The sequence below is a fragment of the Bacillus timonensis genome (assembly GCF_000285535.1).
Classification (GTDB): domain Bacteria; phylum Bacillota; class Bacilli; order Bacillales; family Bacillaceae_L; genus Ferdinandcohnia; species Ferdinandcohnia timonensis.
Genome location: NZ_HE610986.1, coordinates 764,284 through 789,349 on the forward strand (window position 1 = coordinate 764,284; position 25,066 = coordinate 789,349).

A 25,066-nucleotide genomic window follows, 5' to 3' on the forward strand; every position below is an offset into this window, starting at 1 on the left:
GTATGAGATGTAGGATAGAGGTACTATCAATTATGCCGAGTTGTGCTTTTACAAAGTAAAGCCAGCCACCGTTCGGAAACAGTGACTGATTACTTGGTGGGACAATGGAATGCCTCCGTCCCAATTTCTAGTTCCATTTTATAAGCGGAATGCCATTTTGTTTATTCTTGCTAATTTCCCCATTATAGGTTGGTTCATCCTGAGAAGGTTCTATGATTACGAATATATTGAACGTATATTGATCCCAAATGGAGACTCCTCTTTGTTTTAGTTCAGTAGATGAATTTGCTTTTTCTGTATAGACGTTTACTAATCTTTGGGCAAGTTCTTTTGCCTTTTGTTCAGATGTTCCTTCTTTCAGTTTTAAGATGAAACTTATAAAGGCATCTTCGCCTGAAACAAAGAATCCCTCCCTACTTATCTGAGGCTCTTTCTTTAGTTCACGATTCGTTTCCGCTTCCCATTTACTATCTATTTTTACACGCTCGTTTCTTACCTTATTTAAATTAACGTAACCACTAGGGATTGTAGTATCAAGATTTGGTGAGTCCACTTCATCGTTTATGAAAATCTTATCTACAAATAGTTCTTCAAAGACTTTTTCACCTGCATGGGTTGTTAATTCTAGGATGATTCCTGTGTCGAGGTCTATTTTTATATTGGCTTTCGTTCTTGTGTAGTCTTGATACCTTGGGTTGAGAGTTGCATGTAATCTTACCCAGCCCGCTATTTCATCGACTTCCTCCACTTCCCAAGAGTATGCCTCTGTAAATAAGGAGTCATAAGTGGTTAGAGGAGAAAGTGGTTCAAGATTAACGATGGTTGGATCGTTGTATATCTCAATCGCTGTACCAGCAAGTTCGATGTTTTCGAAATTTTTAACGTCGTGGTCCACTAGTGTTAATTGATTTCCGTTTATGATTGTTTCAAGATGTTGCTTTCCTTGTGGTCTCTCAATCATTGCATCAGATACATAAATAAGTTCCCCATTTTTATATCCCATGCTCACCTCGAACGTTTTCTTTAAGGTGACCCTATCATAAAAATTGCTTGTATATGCCAGTTGCAGTTTTTGATAGGGTTGCTGCGTACTGTTCCATCTTTCTTTGAATTGTGAAATCCATTCGTCACCAGTCTTTTCTTGCTGCGGTGGGGTTGGTTCTTCTTCTGTATTTTGTTCTTTCTTTTCATCTACAATGGGCTGTTGTTCATTTGGTGTATGAAGCTCTGGTGGATTTTCATTGTTTTGGGCAGGAGTGTTACTATCTCCCTGCAGGATATAAGGGACAGAGATGATTGAAAATAACAAGACCGCTGCCACTGCTGCTATTGTATGAAGAAGCTTTTTCGGCTTTTTAGGTTTTTTCTTTATACGGTTGATAATTTGTTCCTTCTGGCTTTGATACTCATGGTTTGAAAAGACGTGTTTGTCTAATTGCTCCTTTATAACTTTTAATTCATCCTTCATTTTTTTCACTCCTTTCATGTTCATCTTTAAGCATTTTTCGCGCTCTATCTAAACGAGTTCGTATTGTTGAAGCACTAACTTGAAGCAGTTCGCTGATTTCTGGTGTAGTCATTTCTTCATAATAAAATAGAATGACGACTTCTCGATAAATCACCGGTAACGCTAATACTTTGTCGGCAAGGACTTGGTTATTTTCGTTTGCGAGCAAAATCGACTCAGGAGTATCTGATTCCACCTTTTTAATCATGTTTGCAAAAAGTTGTTTTAGCCCTTTCTTCCTTCTTTCCTGGGCTCGAAGATAATCTTTGGCTTGATTGGCAGCAATGGTATACAACCAGGTTTTTATATTGCTCCTCCCCTCAAACGTTGCATATTTTTCATAAACCTTTATAAATACATCTTGTGTGACCTCTTGTGCAGTTGTCCAATCCTTTACATACGTGAAAACAAAATTGGTGATTTGCCGCTCATATGCTTCGATTAGTTCCTCGATGTAAGAGATGGGATCTACTTCCTCCTGTACTGTTGATTCATGTGTGACAACGTTCTTCACTAACTCACCCCCTATTAAAAATTCTATTTACTTATTAGACGTCCGGTCATACAAAAACGTCCCATGGGACAGGGGGACAGGTTAATTGTCCCAGGCCGGGACAATTAACCTGTCCCCGCGTCCCGCCGCACATAGAAAAAGAGAAAGGCGGCGCCTTCCTCTTTTAATCGGTTGTTTCTATCCACCAACCGGCTATGTTTATTCCTTGATAATGTACTTCTTTGCCTGTGCTGTCTTTGTATGAAAAGTTGCCCGTCGCGAACAAGAGGTACCAGTTTGTTTCGCCACTGGTGATTGGAACAATTTCTGATTTCGTTACCAGGTTTTCTTTTTCATCGATATAGGTTGACACTTTTACACAATCAAATCCGCTTGGGCAATACAGTTGTTTGTTGTTACTCACCCATTGTTGGAATGAATCGGGTTGGGTTGGGACACGTAGTGCACTAAATGCGATTGCAATGATTAGAAAGACAATCCACCACGTTTTCAGTCCATGCTGTTTTTGGGTGAAGCTTACTAGAAAGAGGTCCAAAACAACTGTATATAAAAATAACCATAGAAAGATATCTTCCCTAAAAATAAACCACCCTAGGATGAAGACGTAGAAACCAACACGTAGGATCTTGTTAAACTGTTGCAAGACCGTTGGATTGATGTCAGACACTTCCACGTCGTCCTCTTTAATGTAGACCCAAATAATTATGGCGGCAATGAGTAAAATGAAAATGAAAATCTTTAGCATCGTGTTCCCCCTGGGATTAAGAGAGTGACTTTTCAATTCCCTTGCTTCCTATTGGGACGGAGGGACAGGTTCATTGACCCATGATGGGTCAATGAACCTGTCCCCTTGGCCCTTATGCTGTTTTTTTGCGTGTTGCGAAGAAGGCTGTGATTCCTACTCCTAGTAACAGTAAACCAACTAGTAAGATGTTGTAATTGTTCGTGGCTGTTTTAGGTAGTTTTTTGTCATCGTTCTTCTTGTCACTTTTATTATTCGTTTGTTTTGGCTTGTCGTCTTTATTGATTTCCTTGCCTGGCGTTGTTACTTCATCTTTATCATCAGCAGGTTGTTCTACAGGTGTACTAGGTGCTTCACCCTCTTCAGGATCTGTTTCGTCACCTGGTTCTTCTACCATTGCCGATGTTGTTACCTTGGTCGTTCCATAGATGAAGCGTTCCTCATTATTTTCATCAAATCCGATGATCTCAATAGTGTATTCTGTTTCAGGTTCGAGGTCTGAGAACAGGTAGGTTGTCTCCTTCATTTCTTCCTCTACCACTTCTCCATCTACAAAAACGGAATAGGTAAAGTCTTCAAATCCGTCGGATGTTACAGGTTCCCAACTTAGTTCAATCTCCGAATCTGAAACATTATCAACTGAGATATCAAGGTATTCATAAAGTACAAGTACTTCTTTTTCTTCCAATTCATGAATAATCGCTAGTGTCCTAGAACCTTCTGTTAAATCTAATGGATTTTTCAATAACATAACTAACAGTAGGTTTTCCAACTTTAATAAGCTTGAAATATCGGAAATCTCATTGTAGCTCAAGTCCAGAATTTCGATATTTAAGTTTTCTAAAGAAGTAATATCCTTGATTTTGTTTCGTTGTAACGTTAAATATGAAAGGTTTGTAAAACTAGAAAGTACTCCAATGTCTACAATTTCATTCCCGTCTAATCCTAAAAACTCAAGGTTTGTTAGATTTTTTAACGGTGAAATATCCACAATTTCATTTTCCGCTAAAGATAGATATGTAAGTTCCGTTAGTCCTTTCAGCGGCTTTAGTGATGAAATCGCGTTAGAATCTAAATGCAATTCTTCTAAATTAGTGGCAAACTCCAATCCTTTTAAATCAGTAATACCTCTTTCCGAGGCATCGAGAGCAGTTAAAATGCTCAGATCGCTTTCCACAATTTCACGTGAATTTATATGCAATGCTTCCTTAATCGCTTCCTCTAAAGCTGGGTCGTTAAATTGAACTGATTTGCCTGACGGGGTAGGTGGCGTCTTAACATATGCATATGCACTTCCCCACACAAAGCCATCCTCATCGACACCCTCAACCGTGATATCGATTTCTGATAAAGGATCAAGTCCTGTTAGCTTATAAAATGGTTTTGAGACAGGCGTTTCCCCAACTTCCTCACCATTTACGTAAACTAAGTACTTTTTAATATTTTCAACTACTTCGAAAAAGTTTATGTCAAATTCAACTGTGGATTCCGTTACATCTGTCACAACAATTTCATGTTCAATATCGCTCCATTCAATATAAACATCTCTTTCTTGGAGTTTTTGAATAACTGCCATATCTGATGAACCTTTACTAAGGTCAAGTCCATAGTTGCCATATACAGTTACATGCGTTAGGTTCGGCAATTCAAGAAGCGTATCAATCTCATCTAAATCATTGTAAGCTAAAAAGACAGTATCGAGACTTTTTAAGTTTGCTAGGTTTTTAATAGTAGAAATTTGATTTTCATCAAGATCAAGGAATGAAAGATTTATAAGATTTTTGATTGGTGTTAAATCCTTGATTTCATTTCCACTTAGCGTAAGGTCCACAAGGTTTGTTGCGGACTCAATACCTGTTAGGTCCTTGATTTCTAAATAACCCGCATCAAGAGAAGTTAATCTCTCCATATCGTCGATGTAAATGTCTCGATGATAGACTTTTAACGCCTCTACCACAGCCATTTTTAAATTTTCATCTTTAAATTGAACCTTTTCTCCGACAGGTGGCGCAGTCGTTTTTGCTTCGGTTTCGATGGTCTCGACTGTCCCATCCTTATAGAAAATATCCACTTTTACCTGATAAGTTGTTTCCTGCAAAAGGTCAGTGTACGTGTATGCCGTTGCGTAAGGATCGGTAATTTCCTCGACCATTGTGTCATTTAGGTACACTTGGTATTTTTTAATATCTTCGGGTTCCCATGGCTCCTCCCAATATATTGAGATGGATTGCTCCGTTACACCCTCGACAGATAGAACTTTTTTAATGATTAATTGATCATCATCTAAGAGAATCTCAATCGGGTTAGCTTGGTAGTCACGGTCGTTTTCGACCTCAAATTCTGCTGTGATTTCTTCCTCAGTTGAGTAGTTGAAGGTAACGAGTTCATATGTTCCAACTGGTAATTCTAGATTCTTAGATTCACTGTCATAGTCGTTGAAAAAGCCTTCCTCATCTAAGAAGCCATAGTATTCTATTTCAGCAACATTTTCACTAACCCCAATGATTGAATAGTCAAAGTCGTACGGGATATTGCCTTTTGTTGTGGAAACTTTGACGTTTGTTACCACGGTTTCATTTGATGATGCTGGTACAGTTGTTTCTGAAGCTTCTGTTGGTTCTTGTGGTTCAGTAACTTCAGAGGCGTCGGCTTCCACCTGGTTTTCAGTTTCCTCATTGGCTTCGCCTTGGCCTTCTTCTATTTCTTCGCTTTGGTCACCTTCTGGAGTCGTTTCTTCAGAAAGATACTCTACCTTTTCACTTGTTAGTAGATTTCCAGATGACGTCAGCGCTGTAACTTCATATGTATACGTGGTGTTCGATATGATATTCGTGTCTTCATATGAATACTGTTTGATCGTTTCATCTTTGGTTTGTACACTCGGTTCAATTTTAGTTGTTTGTCCATTTTTAATAAGTTGATAGTTTATGATTTCTTCATTTTGTGGGAGTGACGCTTCCCACGTTAACGTGATGCCATTCTCTGATTCCGTTAAACTTAGCTGGCTTAGCTTGTTTTGCGCCTGAGTCTTGCTGATGGTCAATGGACTCAAGAACGAAAGCAGTAATACTAGGACCATACTTACATGTAGCCATTTTCGATTACGCATTTACCCTTCCTCCTACCGGAATTACAATAATAATAGAAACCATCCAGCATATTATATATCAGAGAATAGGAAAATAGTATCTAAATCTTCCTAAAATTAACATATTTCGAAAGCTGAAAATACTGAATTTGAGGGACCAGGGACCAGGGGGACGGTTCTCGTGGTCCTAGTACTCTTAGAATACTTACTTCATCTGACATTAAATTTGAGGATAACGGATATTGACGACATTGTATCGAAAAAAACCATGATACCGGCCAATAGCTCCAGCAAGTCAAACAGCCGTAACAGAGCTAATATTTTTTCTTTCCCAATACTTTATTAATTGACACAATTAATGTAGTGTGGACTTGAGTGACTGGCAAGTCTTTTAATACACTCATAAGAATCAAGTACAGACACTGCATTTTTTCGCAAAGATCTGTTCCTTTACTACAATAATCATCATCTAAATTCGAGTAATTGTATTGTAATTGAACTAATAGGATTACCGTTTTGGTTCTTAGATGTAAAGATATGAGATTTACTATAGCCATCATCAAATTTTATATGGTACCCATTTTCATCCATAGACCTTTCATCAAAATACTCTGCATATACGGGATCTGGATTATAGGCCTTAACCACTTCATCGAAGTTATCGTAATAAATAGATGCCTTATCTCCCAAGATCTCCACTTTATAGATTTGATTACTTACTTTGGAAATTGTATAGGTTGCATCAATATATTCAACGGTAAAATCACCTGATAATTCATTCTCTGAAATTGGTTGGCCATATTGAGCAATTAATTCTTCTTTTGTTTTACCAAAATTCATCTTTTCATAAAATTCTTCATAAAGATTCGTTACTTCTATCGTTTCGGTATTATTTTTTACTTCAGAATCCTCCTTCTTTTCAAGTGCGAAATCATAAACAAGTCTGGTATCTTTAGAACTAATCGCTACTAAATATTCACCATTTGAACTTTTTAAATTAAATAGATATGCTTTTCCCTGAGCTTCTTTCGATTCATATTCTTTGATAAATTCAGGTGTTCCTTCATATTGAGATAATATCTTTTCAGCTTCTTCTTTGGTTAATTGAATATCCTTTCCGTCCAATGTTTCAAAATTCCATCCATCTATTTTCCATTCATCATTCTCTTTCGATAGGTTGAATGTAGATAAAGTACCTATATTATGCAATTCATTAGCTGGTTCTAAGGTGAAAACTTTAAGGTTATTTTCTTCCTTTTGTTCAAAATCAAAACGAACATCATAATGAATCTTCGGTAAATAGACACTATCACACCCACAATAAAACTCCTCAACAAATTCTTGCAATGTGGTGTCAGCAAAACTATTTGTAACAAATGTCATAACTTCTGGTTTTAATACGTTATAATCAACAGGATTTCCAGGTCCCCAACCATTTCTCTCTCCTGAAGAAAGTAGTGTTTCAAATAACGGGTCGATTCTTTTATCTAATATTTTTTGAACATCTTCTTTTTTAAGTAAAACAAAGTCGTTTACCGCATTTTTACCTTTTACTTCAGTGCTTACTTCTTCAACTTTTTCTTTATCCGTTTTAACAAATTCGTGGTACCCCATATATCCACCAACTCCAACAATTATGGTAGAAATAATAGTAATAATAATTTTCAACATTCACTGTCCTCTTTTCTTCTTTTTGCTTGCATGCTTTATACTTCACTTATCCTATGTATATTTAAAAAGCGTTGCTTTTTTCAAAAAGGGCTACACCATTGCCCCTAATTCACAACTAATCACTTATTCTCTTTCCAATTCTTTTTAATGTCATTGTTTTCATCGAGCATATCCGTTAGGTAATGGATGCTTTGTAACAATTTTGTTTGTTCTAATAATCCAGGATTGTTGTTATTAACTTGAACTATGTAATTATCTAACTCACTATTAATTAGATTGTTTCTCCGTTTGAACTCATCTGGTAAATCACCAAGTAATGGTGAGCTTTTTTGTTCATTGAACCTTATTAAATCTGTTTTCAAAACTCTTAAAGTTTCTTCTAACTCTTGTAATGATGCCTGATCTTTTTCGGCCTCTTTTGCCAATAACGGCAATTTTTTCTCTAACTCTTTTAAATTATTAATGTGTGTTACCGTTTGATCTACAAAATTATTACCCACAAAAATGTTCTCAATTGGCTCCCAATTTTTTAAAGCTACCAATAGAGGTATTATTAGCAATATTGCAATCAAGATTTTTCTCCAACTTAGCTTGGATGATTCTTTTTCTGATTGAATAATTTCTTTAGCTGATCTTTTATCAAGAAATCGAATAACTAACATAAAAACTAGATAAATAGGAACACTCCAGAACAGAGCTTTTTGATCAAAATTTAATAATGAAAGCCATTTATATGAAAATATCCCCTCAAAGAATCCTCTATTATTTTCTATTCTAAGTTCGTTATATTGAATGAGGCCAAGGAAAAGAACAATACCCGAATAGAATAACGAGAAATAGTGGATATTATATATTTTCTTAACAAACCCTGGTATAAAACGAAAAGGGAACATAGCTAATATCCATATTCCTAAAAAAATATATAACGGGAGTAAAGATAGGATATCCTTTAAAATCTTATCTTTTATGAAAATAAGTAAAAAGAATGGAACGAGCAAAGCATAGATAATAGATAGATAAGGATTCAAAAGTAATGTTGCCACAATCACAATTATAAGCAAAATAGGTGGTGTCAATCTTTCTGGATGAACGGGTAGTGGTTCTGAGGTTTTCTCGTTATTTTCTTCATTTTTCTCAAAAACCCATTTACCGAAGCCTGGTTGCCTTTTATAACCCTCTCTTTCTAATTCATCTTCAATTCGCCCCTTTGTCCAACTGCTTTTTGTGCTATTATATTCTTTCTCCTTTTTCTTAACATGATAGTCGTTCAAAATGAAACCCCCTGATTCTTATTAATAAATCTATTCATAATTTACCTGTTGAACAATTTCTTCGATATTTAGATATCAGCGCAAATTGCTATTTTAATATACAGTAAATTTCTAAAATGAGTCAATTGTACCATAAAACCCCAAATACTCACATTGTTTCTGAGCATTACTATGGGACCAAGGAGGGACCAGGGGGACGGTTCTCGTGGTCCCGGGACATGGGGACAGGTTTGTTGTCCCAGAGTGGGACACTGAACCTGTCCCCATGTCCCACCTAAAAAAGGAACAGGAAGGAAGCTATCTCATTTGAGGTAGTTTTTTTAAATTTGTGTTAAATAACTGTTACAACCTGTACGAAGTTAACAGCCCAACATATTTTATAAAAAAGGAGGTATTTAATGTATAAGATTACGAAGGATTACATTAAAATCGGGAATTCACGTTCAGGGCAAAAGATTTCAAAGGTTCGTTTTATTGTGAGTCACGACACTGGGAATCCTGGTTCAACTGCTTATAACAATCGTACGTATTTTAACAACCAACAGCCCAGTGCTTCCGCCCATACATTTGTGGATGATAAATATATTTTAGAAATAATCCCACTTAACGAAAAAGCATGGCATGTTCAATATAATAAACCGAAAGATAACCAACTTTTTGGAGACGATGCCAATGATGCAGCAATAGGTGTTGAATTGTGTTGGGGCGGAAGTATTAATTTCCAAGAAGCCTACAAACGATATGTGTGGTACCACGCTTATCTTTGTAAAACATTTAATTTACAACCTAGAAAACATATTGTCTCACACAAAACCATTGATCCTCAAAGACGCTCCGACCCTGATAATGCACTAAAAAGATATGGAATCACATGGTCCCAGTTTATTAATGATGTAGTTAAAGAATTTGAAGGTAAAAAAGTTGAATCTAAACCAGCTCCACAAATAACAAAGGAGGAAAATGACATGTTAGAAAAAGCAATATTAATTGGTGGACTTCCTGATTTTGCAGTAGCAGAGCTATTAGCCGCCCGACTACAAGCACCTATTTACACTCGTGATGCCTATCCAGGTGGCAAAGTTACAAAGGAATTATATGTAGTGGGTGGATCGACAGCAGGTCTACAGGCAGATAAAATTATCAATCTAACTGGTAAAGACCGATTTGAAGTAGCACAAAAAGTCGGGAATTACCTAAAGTAAACTAAGATAAGCCCTTTCTCTTTGGAGATGGGGCTTGTTGTTTTGAATTTTTGTCGATTCTACGAAAATAGACATAAGAACTTTCTGGCAAGCATCTTCAAAAGATAGCAAGCTGTAAAGCCGCTGTTTAAATAATAAGAAAATATGGAAGCAAAATTATTTTTAAATAGGATTTTTATGATAATGATGTCCGAAACAGTTTATTTCAGAGGACCTAAAATCCTTTCAATCAAACGTTCGTTTGAAAATCAAATTTTAGTCCAACTCTTAACTAAGCTGGCAAACAATCGTTTGTTTGAATTAATACTTTATGATTAGTACAGATTTTTTTAAAACTTTAATTTGATATATAAAAATACATATAAAAGAATACTCCTATTTGGCTACAACCAAACGGAAGCGATTTTTTGATTCTGCCATACCTTAGTCCCGTATTGCAATTACATTGTTGTAAGCATTTCTGTACCTTCCCTTTTTCTTAGCATTAATCTCATAAATCAAAAACAAATTTTCACAATTCCTTTTATTTTTGTTATATACTGGTAAGTATCGAAAATAGGTACATAGTAGGAGGATTATAGTCACGTGAGTCTTATAAGAGATTTAGGGAAAGGTCTAGGAAAAGCTGCGGGTTTTGTTGTAGGGAAGCCAATCGAATTTGTTGGTGAGGTTACAGGTGTCAATTTAATAGAAGATATTGGAAAAGGTGTGCAAACGGCTTCAGAATTTGCAGGAGACACTGTTGGACAAGTTGCAAGTGGGGCTGTTGATACTGTATCTGGCATTATTAACGAAGATTCAACCAAACGAGATAAAGGACTTGGGGAAATGGGCAATGCTGTTTCCAGAACTGCAAAGGGTGTCGTTGTAACAGCTAAAAATGCAATCCATGACGGTGGAGATGTTATTGGCGGATTTATGGATGGGGACCAAAACAGAATGAAAAAAGGAGCATCTTCTCTAGTAAAAACAGTAGCAGTTTCCTCCTTGGCGATTGGTCTGCTTGATGTTGTTGATGGTGCTGATGGTGATCATGTTGCTCAGGCCGAAACACCTGATACTCCTAACAACACTGTACTATCCGTCGACTCTGATTCTACGCTAACAAATGAAGGTGGCACAACACTTGAAACAACTAACGACCATTTAGCAGGATCTGTGCATCCAGAAACAGGAGTTCCATTTGAAGAAAATACAGTAGAACTCCCAACTGGTGAAGTAGTTACGGGTGTTTACCCGGTTTTTGATGTTGAGTATGAAGTACAAATGGATGAAAGTTTGTACCTTCAATCTGATTATGTACATTTCAACTACGCAAATGCTGAATTATATGATGCTATCCAAGCAGATTCACAATTGGCTGATGACTTAGGATTAAGTGAACAAGACATACAAGCTTTAGCAAATGGCGATACCCCAGAAGGATTTACTTGGCACCATAATGAAGAGCCAGGAGTATTACAGTTAGTAGATGAAGAGATTCATGCGAATACTGGGCATGACGGTGGCAGAGAATTATGGGGCGGCGGAGAGCAGTACCGCTAATTTTAGAGTTGCATGGAAAAAGGCTAATGTTTTAGGGTGTTATCCATTAGTCCTTTTCTTTGATTTCAAACTTCTCTATCTTATTTTTGTGGCGATTCACCACATTCACCCCGCCCGAAGCCGAGATCACACTCCCCGTAATAAAATCTGAGTTATCCTCACATAAGAAGGCGATGATTCTCGCTATATCTTCGCCTGTGCCAGGTCGGCCGATTGGCGTTTTAGTGTCCTGTTGTGTGCGAGCTGTCAAAATTGAGGCTTCCTTCATATCTCCAGTGATGTCTCCTGGGCACACCATGTTTACCGTAATCCCGTGTTGTGCTTCCTCGAGAGCGACAGACTTGGTAAGTGACACGAGACCAACCTTTGCTGCACTAAAGGCAGCGCGATATATCCAGCCAGGCGAGCTCTCTGCATCTTGAAAGCCATAAGTAATAACCCTGCCAAATTTCTGTCTCCGCATCACAGGAATAGTAAGTTTGAGAAAGTGGTAGACTGAACTCAAATTGCCGTCTATCATTTCGTTCCATTCATGATCCTCATAATCTACGAGTTTTTTCCGTTCAAAAATATAGGGGCCGGCGTTGTTAATGAGGTAGTCAATTCGACCAAATCGGTTCATGGCTTGAGTAAAAATAGTAGAGATGTCCTCTTTTTTCGTAATATCACCTTTGACGAATTGGATGCATTCTAAATTGGATTTCCATTCTCGTTTAAGCTCTTCGACGCGAGCCTCGTCACTCCTATAATTCACAGTTACCGAGCAACCCATTTTCAAAAATTCCTCTGTCACTTTTCTACCTAATCCCTTTGTTCCTGCTGTAATGACTGCGTGTCTCATCTGTTTCACCTGCCATTCCGTATTTGGGACAATTAACCTGTCCCTCTGTCCCTTATCGGTTTATTAGTGTTAGAAATTCAAGGCGTGTATCTGCGCGTTCTTTAAATATGCCTCTAACGGCTGTTGTTATGGTTTCTGAGCTTGTCTTTTTGATTCCACGTCCACACATGCACATATGCTTCGCTTCGATTACGACCATTGTGCCTTGTGGTTCGAGGATTTCTTCGATAGCATTTGCAATTTGGTTTGTAAGTGTTTCTTGCACTTGGAATCGTTTTGCATACCCTTCTACCATTCTTCCAATTTTCGATAGTCCGGTTACCTTTTTATCAGGAATATAGCCAACATGGGCGACACCAAAGAAAGGTGCGAAATGATGCTCACACATCGAATGAAACTCGATATTCTTTACTAAGACGAGCTCACGGTGTGCAACGTCAAATACCTTTTTAAGATGGTCCTTAGGATTTTCTCGATAGCCTTCTGTGTATTCTAGGAATGCTTTGACCACCCGCTGTGGTGTTTCAATGAGTCCGTCACGCGAGGGATTATCCCCACAGAGTGCCATAAGCTCCTTTAGTGCATTCGTTACGTTTTTTACTTGTTTGACTTTTTCCGGGCTTTGTTCAAATATACGAGGGAATTTTTCAATTATGTTTCTTTCCGCATCTATTAAAGACATATGGTGAACCTCTTTTCGTCTATAAAAAAATTTATTAAACTACTAGTTCTCTTTCCAATTGGAATTTCCTTCCTACTAAAGGACCAACTATATGATTCATTTTCTAATGTGAGAGGATGTGCCTAATTGCTAGATTTCAAGATATTACAGGAAAAATATGTTAAAATAATTTCAAGGTTTCTACTAATATAGTCTTTCGAAATTACTAGTTTGACTATTAATTTTCAACAAATCGGGGGAATGAACGATGATAGAATTTAGAATGAGTGACAATGAAATGTCATTTGAAAATGAACAGTTTTTTACGAGAATGGATATAAACGGAAAGGGAGAAGGTCATGACAAAGGTGAACCAAGACTTCGATGCGCAGTTTCCATTACCCTTCATGTAAAAGAGACGAAAAATGAATTAAGTCTTCGAGCCAATATATACTGGGATACACACTATCCAAAAACCCACCCCATTTTTACTGGTGGCAGCCTCGTTACATTTATTGAGGAACAAGGCATTGAGTATGATGCGTTTAAAGTGTACTGGGATAAAGTGAAACGATTGGCATCCAATGTTTTTACAGACAAGGAAATTTTGGAATATCGCAAAATGATGGAAAAAGTAAAAGCGTAAGTGTTGGTTGTTACTGAAGGATTGGGTGCTTATGAGGATCATAAGTGCCCAGTCCCGAAGTTTCACTCCCTCACATTTTGAAGTGATCAACAACAAGCCCCGTTGTTAGTATGCAAAACCCACCCAACTCCCCCTCCAAATTCGACACAATTCGAGCAATCCTCAAAATGTACATACAACCTTTGTAGTATTTTTCGTAAAATGACATGAATTTCCATTCATATTCATTGCAGGATGGAATGTTTTTCCGGTAAAATTTTATGGTATATTTCAAAATTCGAAATAATTCGTGTTTGCAAATAGGGGGCTTTCTTCAGATGGTTTCAGATGTAATGAAAAAGGAGGAACAAAGAAGGGATACGCATTTAAGTCAGCTTGCCTCTGTTGGGCAAATTGCCGCAGGGATTGCGCATGAGGTGCGTAATCCATTAACAGCAGTGAAGGGATTTTTACAACTTCTTCAACAGGAGGAACAACACAGCTATCTTGATATTGCGCAGAGCGAACTAGACAATGCACTTGTGACGCTAAATAATTTACTTCAGGTATCTAAGCCTGATTTAGAGGACGAAGATGCACAAGTCATTAATCTCGCGGCTGAGTTGGAATCGATTTTAAACCTTTTTCTGGATAAATTATATGAAATTAAGATTGAGACTCATTTCCAGGACACAGATGCAACCATTGCTGGCAAGAAGAATCAGTTTAAAAAGGCTTTTTTTAACTTAATCAAAAATGCGATTGAGTCTATTGAGGGGACCGGCAACATTCGGATTACGCATTCGGCAAATGATCGGGAGGTTATTGTAACCATTAAGGATTCGGGAGTCGGCATTCCTAAAGAAAAAATGAATCTGCTTGGGACGCCCTTTTTTTCAACCAAGGACGCTGGAACCGGAATGGGGCTCGCCCAGGTATTTTCTGTTGTCTACCAACATGGCGGGGATATTTCCGTAGACAGTGAGTTAAATGTTGGAACAACCTTTACAATTAGGCTCCCAAAACAACACACAATAAATCGAGGTGTACGAAAATTGAATGTAGCCTTAAAAAATACCGATTCAGTGAAAGAGTTTTTCCGAGAAAACAAGGCTTATTTTGAAGAAAGATTACTTGAGGAAGCTATTAATGTAAAGGATAAAATCAAGGAAATTCATACTGTTGGGAACATTAACCTCCTCGATAATGCTCACAAACTTGTACTCTATGTGGTTGAAGAGCGTGAGCATGAGCTTATTACGTTTGCCAAACGCGAAGGCGTAGCGTGGGCAAAAAATTCGCTGACACTCGCGTTTAAGCTTGAATGGGTCCAAGCCATTCGTCGGACACTATGGGATTTCTTATACAATTATGATGTGTTATTAAATAATGAACCTCATCGTGACGACTTCTATTCACTTGAAAAAAAGGTGAACATTCTGCTCGACCATTTCTTGACGCATTTTTTCATCAGCTATTCGAGATACAAGGACGAGCTGCTAGAATCGCAGCGACAACTTGTTGAAAATCTGTCCGTTCCGATCATCCCAATTAACGGAGATACGCATATCATCCCATTGATTGGTGCAATTGATAGAATTCGTGTCGTGACCATTGAGGATAAAATTTTGGACAGCATTGAAAACGAGCATATTCACACGTTGATTATGGACCTATCTGGAGTCGCCTTCATGGAGGACGAAGTGATTTTTCGTTTCATGAAACTGATTGAGGGCATTAAAATGATGGGCTGTCAAACTGTCCTTACCGGCATCCGTGCCGAAATCGTCAAAAAGATGATTTCGTTGGATATCAGTTATTCCGATATTGCGGAGTCGAAAGGAACACTGCAGCTGGCGTTGAAAGATTATTTGTTTACGAGAGATGTTGCAGAATAATATGACTGGGACGAGGGAGCAGTCCCCGTCCCAAACTATCCTCAAAAACTAGTATTCTCGATGACCATTGCGATGCCTTGGCCACCACCGATACAAAGGCTTACCACCGCATATCTTTTTACCCGGCGTCTTAGTTCATAAGCCGCTGATAGGAGAATTCTCGCCCCGCTCGCTCCTACCGGATGTCCTAGCGCGACCGCTCCACCGTTAACATTTGTTTTCTCTCGATCTAACCTGAGTTCTTTTTCAACCGCAAGATATTGTGCGGCAAATGCTTCGTTCACCTCCACTAAGTCCATATCTCCTAACCCTAGTCCCACACGTTCAAGCGCTTTTTTAATGGCTGGAACTGGCCCGATTCCCATAATGGTTGGGTCGACCCCAGCTACTCCCCACGAAATCACTTTGGCAAGGGGCTTAAGTCCATTTTCACGAACCGCTTTTTCACCGGCAACAATCACAGATGCTGCCCCGTCATTGATACCGGATGCATTTGCAGCTGTGACCGTTCCGTCCGCTGCAAATGAGGGGCGCAGTTTGCTCATGGTTTCCAAGTTCGCGTCTGGTTTGATATGTTCATCTTTTTCGATAAAAATACGACCTTTTCTCGTTTTCACCTCAACGGGCACAATTTCTTCCGCAAAGGTTCCATTCTCGGCTGCTTTAGCTGCTCTCTGATTCGATTGTATGGCAAATTTATCTTGTTCTTCGCGGGTAATACCATAATTTTTTGCTAGTTTTTCAGCGGTCATACCCATGCCTTTACCTGTGTATTGGTCGGTCAGGGTTGTCAGTAGCATGTCTTCAAACTGGAGATTGCCCATTTTTGAGCCACCGAATCGCTGTGTAAAATTGGCGTATGGTGACTGCGACATATTCTCCGTTCCACCAGCTAGCACGAGTTCAGCGTCCCCTACTAATATATGGTGAGCCGCGGACACAACGGACTGCAGACCAGACCCGCAAAGGCGATTCACCATAAACGCGGGAACCTCGAGAGGAATGTCACTATGTAATGAGATGTGCCGTGCAAGGTAGGATGCGTTTTTTTCCGTATGAATGACATTCCCGTAAATTACGTGGTCGATTTGTGCTGGGTCAACCTTAGCTCGTTTCATTGCTTCAACCGCAGTTGCCCGACCTAATTCGGTGGCACCCGTTCCAGCAAACGCCCCTCCGAAACTCGTGAACGCCGTACGAGCCCCATCAATGATAAAAATTGGCTCCATGAAAAAACCTCCTTTTTTCACTAGTTTACCATGTTACTAATCATATGTAATGAATATTCAGACTAATACACATATGGAAGGAGGTGTACAAATTTATGCACACCTTTACTTAGACTCATTCAGTTGTTTATGTCGACCCATGGCTGCGTAGAGGAAGAAAACGGGGTATGTGGGGGTGTAAACTCTACCGGTATAAAACGCTTTCATTATTATGTATAACCTTCGATGACTATGTATGACCTCAAGCATTTCTATATCTATTAACCTCAATGAGACTTTCTACCTATATAATATTCCCTATTTTGACAAATTTCTGTTAATTACGTCACAACTTTTCACTTTTTTTGTCATTTTTCTATGTATCTCGCGTGAAAAATTGTTCAAACGTGAAGTTCTGCTACCGCAAACGTTACATACAGACCCTTACCACACCCCTCGTACGTAAAGTTTACCCTTTGGACTCCCCTTCTTGTTTCCCAGTAAATTGAAGGTACCGGCGGAATACATGAGGAACGCGTTTTTTAAAAGGACAGTTTACGTGGAATTTGAGGAACTTGCAGAACAGTATAAACCATTAATTTTTCAGGTGATTAAAAATTTGCGTTTGTTTGGAGACAAGGAGACGTTTTACCAAATCGGCTTGATTGGACTCTGGGAAGCGTCGACCCGCTTCGATCCGCGAAAAGGTGTTGAATTTTCAACGTTCGCATTTTCAACGATTCGCGGAAAGCTACTGGATCATGTAAAAAAGGAAGTTCGTTACAAGGAGCACTGCCAGCTTTCTGGCGAGGAACTTTTTATGCAGGTTGCTGATGGTTCGGGGAGCTACTCAACAAATTTAATCGAGGCTTATGGAAAGGGTTTGACAGATAATCAGGTAAAGTGGGTTCAAGGGCGGATTATAGAGGATAAAAGCTATAAGGAAATTGCGGCCGAGCACGGAGTTTCGGTTGAATCGGTAAAGTCTTGGGGAAAACAGGCCGTTAAAAAGTTGCGGACTATTATTATGGTAGAAAGGTAATTTTGTAGATGGTTTTTCCAAACAAACATTTGATTGAATGTAAACAAATGTTTGTTTGAATTTTTCAAGAAAATGTCGGCGGGCAACCTGATTCAAACAAACGACTGTTTGAATACAAACAAGCGCTTGTTTGAAGTTTCGGTTCATTTTTTCAAGGATAATGAATGATTAGGATTATGGCAAAGGGCAACAATGTATGGTGAGGTGAGGACATGATTAAGAAGTTGTTGATTCTCGCAATCATTGTGGAGCTTGGTGTGTTTTGGTATGTGCATCAGGAAAAGGGGTCTGTTCAAGTTCAAGTCGAGGAATTGCCGCAGCGTGAACTTTATTTGGACAAGAAAAAGGTCCCTGCTGATGAACCGGAGCCTGCAGTCGAAGCTTCCGCAACGACAGACCCTTTGGCTGAAATAAAAGACAAATATACAGTGGAATTTGAGAATTTAGAGAAGCAAACGAAAAAGGAAGCAAAGGAGCTCCTGGCACGGGCCAAAGCGGATTTCACTGAGGAATCAGCCGATGGCATCGCCGCTTTACAAGTCTTTGGCAGCTATTACAACGAGTTCAAGACGCTAGAAAAAGAAACAGACGAGGCCTTCGAGCAAATCTATTCGCAACTTGAAACTGAACTAGAAGCCAGCGGCTATTCAAAGGATGAGGCCGTTATCTTCCGTGAACAATACGAGGATAAGAAGAAGAAAATGCTGAAAAAGGCGCTCGATGTGCAAGGGAGTTATGAGTGAGGGTTTTGGGATTGATAAAGGGTTTGTGTGCGAGGTTGGGGTGATTGTTTCTGATATAAGGGGTTGTGTGCTGGGTTGGGGGGATTGAGTAGCCCATGAGCGGATTGTGTGCCGGCTTGGGGTGATTGTTTCTGATATAAGAAGTTGCGTGCCAGCTTGGGGTGATTGAGTAGCCCATGAGCAGATTGTGTGCTAACTTTTGGAGTAGTTGTGTCCAAAGTTAAGTGGTTTAAGCCCCAAGATGGGCGGATTGCATCTTTAGAGGAATGGATTGCACCATCATGGTGGGATTTGCGTCTTCTGATAAGGGATTTGCACGGTATTGGTGGCATTTGCGTCTTCTGATGACTGATTTGCACACTTTTTAGTGGGATTTGCGTCTTCTGATGACTGATTTGCACCGGTTTGGTGGCATTTGCGTCTTCTGATGACTGATTTGCACCGGTTTGGTGGGATTTGCGTCTTCCGATGGGCGATTTGCACCGGTTTGGTGGTTTTTGCGTCTTCTGATGAGGGATTTGCACCGGTTTGGTGGGATTTGCACCGGTTTGGTGGGATTTGCGTCTTCTAATCAATGATTTGCACCGGATTGGCGGGATTTGCGTCTTCCGATGAGCGATTTGCACCGGTTTGGTGGCATTTGCGTCTTCTGATGAGGGATTTGCGCCGGTTTGGTGGCATTTGCGTCTTCCGATGAGCGATTTGCACCGGTTTGATGGCATTTGCGTCTTCTGATGAGGGATTTGCACCGGTTTGGTGGGATTTGCGTCTTCTGATGAGCAAATTGCACGTAAGGCGTAAATTAGTGTACATCCCCTAATTTGACCCCTGCCCATGAACATCGAGCGATGCCTGAGTCACTCATTTTTCAACCTAAATGATACCCGCAAATGTTGAAATAACTGGGTAGAATGCATATAATGAAGGTATACTAAAAAAAATCAGGTGCAGTAACACCTGATCAACACAATTACATGCCGCAAAGTGAGCGGCTAACCAATCTTTAAAGAATTACAAATTGAAGTAATCACCCCTAATTCCTTGGTTGGGAGGGGCGGTTACTTCTTTTTGTTTGCAACGACCAACATGACCACAATTGTTAGGACCCCTAGCAAAACTAAATTAGATTGTAGTGCCACGGACATTGCCTCGTATGCCGTCATTTCTACCACCTCCCTTCAACAGGAAGTGGCTAACCGCCCACCCGCTTTATGTAACTGTATGTTTATTTTAACATTTCAGATAATAGATTACCAGCAAAATACGAACGTTTGTTCTATTTATTTTTACACAAACGAATATTATTTTTGTGGTAGAATATAGAAAAAATCTATTTAAGGAGCGTTCTACTTTGAACTTATTTGAGAAATTAATTGCAACCTATGATACTTCATTAGATAAAAATGGTGTAAGTGGCGAACGTCTAGCGTCTCGCCTTGCTGCCCTCTCAAAAATTGGGTTAACCGCTGATAACGGCTCCTACAGAATTGGCTTTTCCAAAGAGGAAAAAGCAGCGAAAGATTTGGTAAAAGAATGGATGTCGGAAGCTGGTCTTACCGTGACACAAGATGGAGCTGGAAATGTATTCGGACGTCTTGAAGGCAAAAATCCGAATCTACCAGCGCTCATGTCTGGCTCCCATGTTGATAGTGTTCCAAATGGCGGCCATTTTGACGGCCCACTTGGTGTACTTGCAGCCCTAGAAGTTGTTAGTGCTTGGAAACAAACCGGATTTGTACCAGAACGTCCATTTGAGGTTACTATTTTTTCAGACGAAGAAGGTGCCCGTTTTAACGGAGGTCTTAGTGGCAGTACATCAATGATTGGGGAAGCAAAAAAGGAGGATTATCTTCCGAAAAAAGACATCCATGGCGACTCATTTACAAAAGTACTAGAAGATGTCGGACTCTCGGCTGAAGAATTTTTCAATTCTCAAAAAGACCTTTCCAAACTTGAGGCGTTTGTGGAAATTCATATTGAGCAAGGAAAACGATTGGAGCAAGCTGGAGTGCCAGTTGGGATAGTAACTGGAATCGCCGGTCCTTGTTGGTTAAAAATGACGTTTACGGGAGTGGCCGGACATGCGGGCAACACGCCAATGAACGATCGCAAAGATGCTTTGGTTGCTGCAAGCCAGTTCATTCATGAGGTTCAATCTCTTCCAGGCCAGGTGAGTTCGTCAGCAGTCGCAACCATTGGTAAAGTCGATGTGCTACCAAACGGCGCAAACGTCATTCCAGGTGAAGTTCGCCTCATCGTTGACATTCGTGATATTAAAAAAGATACAAGAGATCGTCTCGTTGAAATGGTTATTGAAAAAGCACAATCCATCTCTACTGCACATGGTATTGAACTTCACTATGAAGAAACATTGCGCGAAGCACCCGTTCCAATTGCTGAAGACATGCAGCAAAAGCTTGAAAAATCAGTCGTAGCACAAGGGATTGAACCGGTTTATTTACCAAGCGGTGCCGGCCATGATGCAATGATTGTCGGGCGCGCGCTACCAGTGGCGATGATTTTCGTTCAAAGTAAAGATGGCATCAGCCACAACCCAGCCGAATGGTCTTCTTTAAATGACTGCGTTCAATCCGTTCACGTGTTGAAGGATTTTGTTGAGGGGTACGATCTTTAATATGTAAGGAAAGGGTGTTTTCTCGTTTTATTCGAGGGATCGCCCTTTTTTGTGTTGAAAATTGTATCTTACCAATCCTTCTATTACTGTTTGCCATTTGGTATGTGAAATTGTATACAAATGAAGATATTGGATAATATTAATACTCATCTAAGTGTATGTAATGATGATCACCCACCAAAACCATCGCAAGGGACTACAAAGGTTTAATGAAGAAGTTTTTCAACTAGGATAAGAAGCAAGCAAAAAAGATTAGTCGGGATGTCAGGGCTTCGGGTGCATGGGATGGGATTATGCGGCCATTCTTTCGGTTGGGATTCGTTCTTATCCGGGGATTTGCGTCTTTCCACGGGTATTTGCGTCTCCCCCTTGTTATTTGCGTCCTCTCCAAGATATTTGCGTCTCCTCCAAGATATTTGCATCTCTCTCCCTGATATTTGCGTCTCCTCCCAGATATTTGCGTCTCCTCCCTGATAATTTGCGTCTTCTCCCTGATATTTGCGTCTCCTCACGGATTTTTGCGTCTTCTTCCCGATATTTGCGTCTCCCCACGGATTTTTGCGTCTCCTCACGGATTTTTGCGTCTCCTTCCTGATATTTGCGTCTCCTCCCAGATATTTGCGTCTCCTCACGGATTTTTGCGTCTCCTCCCGGATTTTTGCGTCTCCCCACGGTTATTTGCGTCTCCTCACGGATTTTTGCGTCCTCTCCAAGATATTTGCGTCCTCTCCAAGATATTTGCGTCTTCTCCCAGATATTTGCGTCTCCTCCCAGATATTTGCGTCTCCCCACGGATATTTGCGTCTCTCTCCCGGATATTTGCGTCTCCCCACGGATTTTTGCGTCTCCTCCCGAATATTTGCGTCTCCTCACGGATTTTTGCGCCCTATCCAAGATATTTGCGTCTTTCCCCAGGTATTTGCGTCTCCTCACGGATATTTGCGTCTCCTCCAGGATATTTGCGTCTCTCTCCCGGATATTTGCGTCTCCCCACGGATTTTTGCGTCTTCTCAACAGAAATTGCACTCTATAATTAAAACATCAGTTAGTCTCAAAGACATTTATGCATCTACCCCTAACCAAACCTATCCCCGTTTACACATTTCGACAATTTTCGTCCAGCGCCACAAGCCTTTCGCCCCCCGCTATACCAGCATTCCCAACCAGTTAACACCCACCCCCTCCTCCCTCTCCACTCTTTTTCCAACTCCCACCATTTACAAATCCCACTTCACATCATAAAATAAGAACATACCATTTGAATATCGGCATTCACTCATATAATCACGGGGATATGGCCCGTAAGTTTCTACCAACGCACCGTAAATGCGCTGACTATGAGTGAGCAATGGGAATGCATGTATTTATGCTTATTCCACTTTCCTTCGTTGAAAGCCTGAAGGTCATTGACTCACTCGTTATTGGGGAGTGCAATGATGTTCAGGCTTTTTCATTTTTAGAGGATGTTCAAAAAGTCCGGTGAACATGACACTTCTTGGGGAAACCTCAACGTACAGTTCGTACCGTTTTCCGCCGACGAAGTCCTTTTCACCCACGTTTTTGAACACATATTTTAAGGAGGAAACTCACACATGGAACTTTTACAACAGAAAATTATTAATGAAGGTACTGTCCTTTCTGAGCATGTCTTAAAGGTGGATGCCTTTTTAAATCATCAAATAGATCCAGAGCTTATGGTGGAAGTCGGCAAAGAATTTGCCCGTCGCTTTGAAAATGACCAGATTACAAAGGTCCTTACAATCGAGTCTTCAGGGATTGCACCTGGATTAATGGCTGCCCTCGAACTTGGCGTGCCCGTGATTTTTGCTCGAAAAAGAAAATCTCTTACTCTCGTAAATGACCTGCTCACCGCGTCTGTTCATTCTTTTACGAAAAATGAAACCAGTGAAATCTCCGTTTCTAAAAAATTTCTTGAACCAAATGACAATGTGCTGATCATCGATGACTTTTTGGCAAACGGTCAGGCCGCACTAGGTCTTGCTAGCATCGTAGAGTTAGCTGGCGCTAAAACCGCTGGAATTGGAATTGTGATTGAAAAATCCTTCCAAGATGGCGGAAAACTGCTTCGCGACAAAGGCTTTAAAGTTGAATCTTTAGCTCGAATCCAGTCACTCCAGGGTGGAAAAGTGACATTTTTAGAAGAAGTGGGGGTTGGACGCTAATGCAAGAGAACTTTTTCAAAACGGCCTCACTCGGAATTCAACATGTACTTGCGATGTACGCAGGCGCTGTGGTTGTACCACTCATTGTCGGTGGCGCTATCGGGTTAACACCTGAGCAACTCACTTACCTCGTGTCAATTGACATTTTAATGTGTGGAATCGCAACCCTTTTACAGGTATGGAAAAATAAATTCTTTGGAATTGGGCTTCCAGTTATGCTCGGCTGTACGTTCACAGCAGTTGGACCGATGATTGAAATCGGTGGAAAATATGGGGTATCGGCGATTTACGGGTCGATTTTAGTCGGTGGTGTGTTCCTCATACTTGTTTCAACCATTTTTGGCAAGTTGATAAAATACTTCCCTCCAGTCGTAACAGGATCAGTCGTTACCATCATTGGAATCACGCTTATCCCAGTTGCGATGAATGATATGGCAGGCGGAGTTGGAAGTGCTGATTTCGGTTCAGTTCAAAATCTTGCCCTTTCATTTGGAACTTTATTTTTTATTCTAGTGTTGTATCGTTTTGCAAAAGGTTTTATGCGCCAAATTGCAATTTTACTTGGGTTACTCGTTGGAACAGTAGTTTCTTACTTTTTAGGTAGAGTTGATTTTTCAGCTGTTGGTGATGCGTCTTGGGTGCATCTGCCACAACCGCTCTACTTTGGCATGCCAACATTCGAACCATCTGCTATCATCACAATGATCCTTGTTCTGATTGTGGGACTTGTTGAAGCATCAGGTGTCTACTATGCACTCGGCGATATCACGGGTAAAAAGCTTTCTGAAAAAGAGCTCTCAAACGGCTATCGCGCAGAAGGAATTGCCACTATCTTAGGCGGACTATTCAACGCGTTTCCTTATACAACTTACTCACAAAACGTTGGTCTCATCCAACTTTCAGGTGTCAAAAAGAACAGTGTCATCTATGCTGCTGCTGTCTTTTTAATCATCCTTGGATTCATTCCAAAAGTCGGTGCGTTCACAACTGTCATCCCGACACCCGTTCTTGGTGGCGCGATGCTAGCCATGTTCGGAATGGTTATCTCTGCAGGTATCAAAATGCTAAGCAAAGTTGATTTTTCATCACAGGAAAATCTTTTAATCATGGCTTGTTCAATCGGTATGGGCCTTGGAATCACAACTGTCCCTACCCTATTTACAAACCTACCAGAGGGCATCCAAACCTTAACTAGCAACGGAATCGTAATCGGAAGCCTCACAGCCATCGTCATGAACTTCATCTTCATGAAGTCACCGAAGGAAAAACAAATACAAGTACTCGAAGGCCAAAAGGCATCATAAATTTGAGACACGGGGAGACACGGGGACAGGTTAAGTGTCCCACCAAATTCTTCGACTACAGAGCGAACACTAAAAAGGTAAGACCAAAGCGGTTCCATTACCTATCACAAACATAAAAAATGAGTGTCAAATTGTATGCTAATTTGACACTCATTTTTTATTGATACAGAGTGATTCGAGCAGAAAATACGATAAAAATGCACCCCAATTTGTAAGGGTACAACGACTGGTACCCCCGCACTTTATATACAAATCGTCTTCTCAAGTAAACTTCTCCGTTAGCTCAAGTAGAACTTTTTGCAAATTTTTTAAATACTAATATAAGTATCCAGAAGGAAATTTGCTTTCTTGCTGTTGAAGTAAAGAATCAGGAAAGTTCAGGAAGG

The 25,066-nt window shown here is 40.0% G+C and carries 18 protein-coding genes, 1 pseudogene and 1 riboswitch; of the genes and pseudogenes, 9 read left to right on the forward strand and 10 right to left on the reverse strand.

Annotation, left to right across the window (positions count from 1 at the left end; all coding sequences use genetic code 11):
* Positions 1–127 precede the first annotated feature (127 nt).
* The 6 genes from BTHG_RS12370 to BTHG_RS12395 form a co-directional block, all read right to left on the reverse strand.
* Positions 128–1,468, reverse strand: a complete 1,341-nt coding sequence (locus tag BTHG_RS12370; RefSeq protein WP_010677058.1) for a hypothetical protein — start codon at positions 1,466–1,468, stop codon at positions 128–130.
* On the reverse strand, positions 1,458–2,021 hold the full coding sequence (locus tag BTHG_RS12375) for a sigma-70 family RNA polymerase sigma factor (protein WP_010677059.1): 564 nt from the start codon (positions 2,019–2,021) through the stop codon (positions 1,458–1,460). Before BTHG_RS12375 ends, BTHG_RS12370 begins: the two co-directional genes overlap by 11 nt.
* 163 nt (positions 2,022–2,184) lie before the next feature.
* Complete coding sequence (locus tag BTHG_RS12380; RefSeq protein ID WP_010677060.1) at positions 2,185–2,766, reverse strand: hypothetical protein; 582 nt, start codon at positions 2,764–2,766, stop codon at positions 2,185–2,187.
* A gap of 112 nt (positions 2,767–2,878) precedes the next feature.
* Positions 2,879–5,872 (reverse strand): leucine-rich repeat domain-containing protein, encoded by a 2,994-nt coding sequence (locus tag BTHG_RS12385; RefSeq protein ID WP_010677061.1) that lies wholly within the window; start codon positions 5,870–5,872, stop codon positions 2,879–2,881.
* A gap of 444 nt (positions 5,873–6,316) precedes the next feature.
* Complete coding sequence (locus BTHG_RS25900; protein ID WP_010677062.1) at positions 6,317–7,522, reverse strand: hypothetical protein; 1,206 nt, start codon at positions 7,520–7,522, stop codon at positions 6,317–6,319.
* 119 nt (positions 7,523–7,641) lie between these two features.
* Complete coding sequence (locus BTHG_RS12395; protein WP_010677063.1) at positions 7,642–8,793, reverse strand: DUF6376 family protein; 1,152 nt, start codon at positions 8,791–8,793, stop codon at positions 7,642–7,644.
* A gap of 398 nt (positions 8,794–9,191) precedes the next feature.
* On the opposite strand from BTHG_RS12395, the pseudogene BTHG_RS27400 reads away from it, so the two are divergent.
* A pseudogene (locus BTHG_RS27400) lies at positions 9,192–9,701 on the forward strand (peptidoglycan recognition protein family protein); the annotation flags it as partial.
* Between the two features lie 879 nt (positions 9,702–10,580).
* Positions 10,581–11,540: an HNH endonuclease gene (locus BTHG_RS25905; protein WP_010677065.1), complete on the forward strand. Its 960-nt coding sequence runs from the start codon at positions 10,581–10,583 to the stop codon at positions 11,538–11,540.
* 46 nt (positions 11,541–11,586) lie between these two features.
* On the opposite strand, the gene BTHG_RS12420 is transcribed toward BTHG_RS25905, so the two are convergent.
* Positions 11,587–12,381: an SDR family oxidoreductase gene (locus BTHG_RS12420; RefSeq protein WP_010677066.1), complete on the reverse strand. Its 795-nt coding sequence runs from the start codon at positions 12,379–12,381 to the stop codon at positions 11,587–11,589.
* A gap of 52 nt (positions 12,382–12,433) precedes the next feature.
* Positions 12,434–13,063, reverse strand: a complete 630-nt coding sequence (gene folE, locus BTHG_RS12425; RefSeq protein ID WP_010677067.1) for a GTP cyclohydrolase I FolE — start codon at positions 13,061–13,063, stop codon at positions 12,434–12,436.
* Between the two features lie 247 nt (positions 13,064–13,310).
* On the opposite strand from folE, the gene BTHG_RS12430 reads away from it, so the two are divergent.
* Positions 13,311–13,688: a hypothetical protein gene (locus tag BTHG_RS12430; RefSeq protein ID WP_010677068.1), complete on the forward strand. Its 378-nt coding sequence runs from the start codon at positions 13,311–13,313 to the stop codon at positions 13,686–13,688.
* 317 nt (positions 13,689–14,005) lie between these two features.
* Positions 14,006–15,565, forward strand: a complete 1,560-nt coding sequence (locus tag BTHG_RS26280) for an ATP-binding protein (protein ID WP_010677069.1) — start codon at positions 14,006–14,008, stop codon at positions 15,563–15,565.
* 41 nt (positions 15,566–15,606) lie between these two features.
* Here the strand turns inward: BTHG_RS26280 and BTHG_RS12440 are convergent, their stop codons facing one another.
* Complete coding sequence (locus tag BTHG_RS12440) at positions 15,607–16,794, reverse strand: acetyl-CoA C-acetyltransferase (RefSeq protein ID WP_010677070.1); 1,188 nt, start codon at positions 16,792–16,794, stop codon at positions 15,607–15,609.
* Between the two features lie 538 nt (positions 16,795–17,332).
* Here BTHG_RS12440 and BTHG_RS12445 point away from each other — a divergent pair.
* From BTHG_RS12445 to BTHG_RS12465, 3 genes are all read left to right on the forward strand, one after another.
* A complete protein-coding gene (locus BTHG_RS12445) occupies positions 17,333–17,815 on the forward strand; it encodes a sigma-70 family RNA polymerase sigma factor (RefSeq protein ID WP_010677071.1) in 483 nt (160 codons plus the stop codon).
* A gap of 212 nt (positions 17,816–18,027) precedes the next feature.
* Positions 18,028–18,558 (forward strand): hypothetical protein, encoded by a 531-nt coding sequence (locus BTHG_RS12450; RefSeq protein ID WP_010677072.1) that lies wholly within the window; start codon positions 18,028–18,030, stop codon positions 18,556–18,558.
* Between the two features lie 1,351 nt (positions 18,559–19,909).
* A complete protein-coding gene (locus tag BTHG_RS12465) occupies positions 19,910–21,193 on the forward strand; it encodes a Zn-dependent hydrolase (RefSeq protein ID WP_010677074.1) in 1,284 nt (427 codons plus the stop codon).
* Positions 21,194–21,565: 372 nt separating this feature from the next.
* Here BTHG_RS12465 and BTHG_RS12470 read toward each other — a convergent pair whose 3' ends face one another.
* Complete coding sequence (locus BTHG_RS12470) at positions 21,566–22,207, reverse strand: hypothetical protein (RefSeq protein ID WP_187370783.1); 642 nt, start codon at positions 22,205–22,207, stop codon at positions 21,566–21,568.
* Positions 22,208–22,449: 242 nt separating this feature from the next.
* Positions 22,450–22,551, forward strand: a riboswitch (purine riboswitch).
* Positions 22,552–22,785: 234 nt separating this feature from the next.
* On the opposite strand from BTHG_RS12470, the gene BTHG_RS12485 reads away from it, so the two are divergent.
* Both BTHG_RS12485 and BTHG_RS12490 read left to right on the forward strand, forming a co-directional pair.
* A complete protein-coding gene (locus BTHG_RS12485; RefSeq protein ID WP_010677076.1) occupies positions 22,786–23,376 on the forward strand; it encodes a xanthine phosphoribosyltransferase in 591 nt (196 codons plus the stop codon).
* Complete coding sequence (locus tag BTHG_RS12490) at positions 23,376–24,680, forward strand: nucleobase:cation symporter-2 family protein (RefSeq protein WP_010677077.1); 1,305 nt, start codon at positions 23,376–23,378, stop codon at positions 24,678–24,680. The genes BTHG_RS12485 and BTHG_RS12490 overlap by 1 nt, the downstream gene beginning before the upstream one ends.
* Positions 24,681–25,066: the final 386 nt, after the last annotated feature.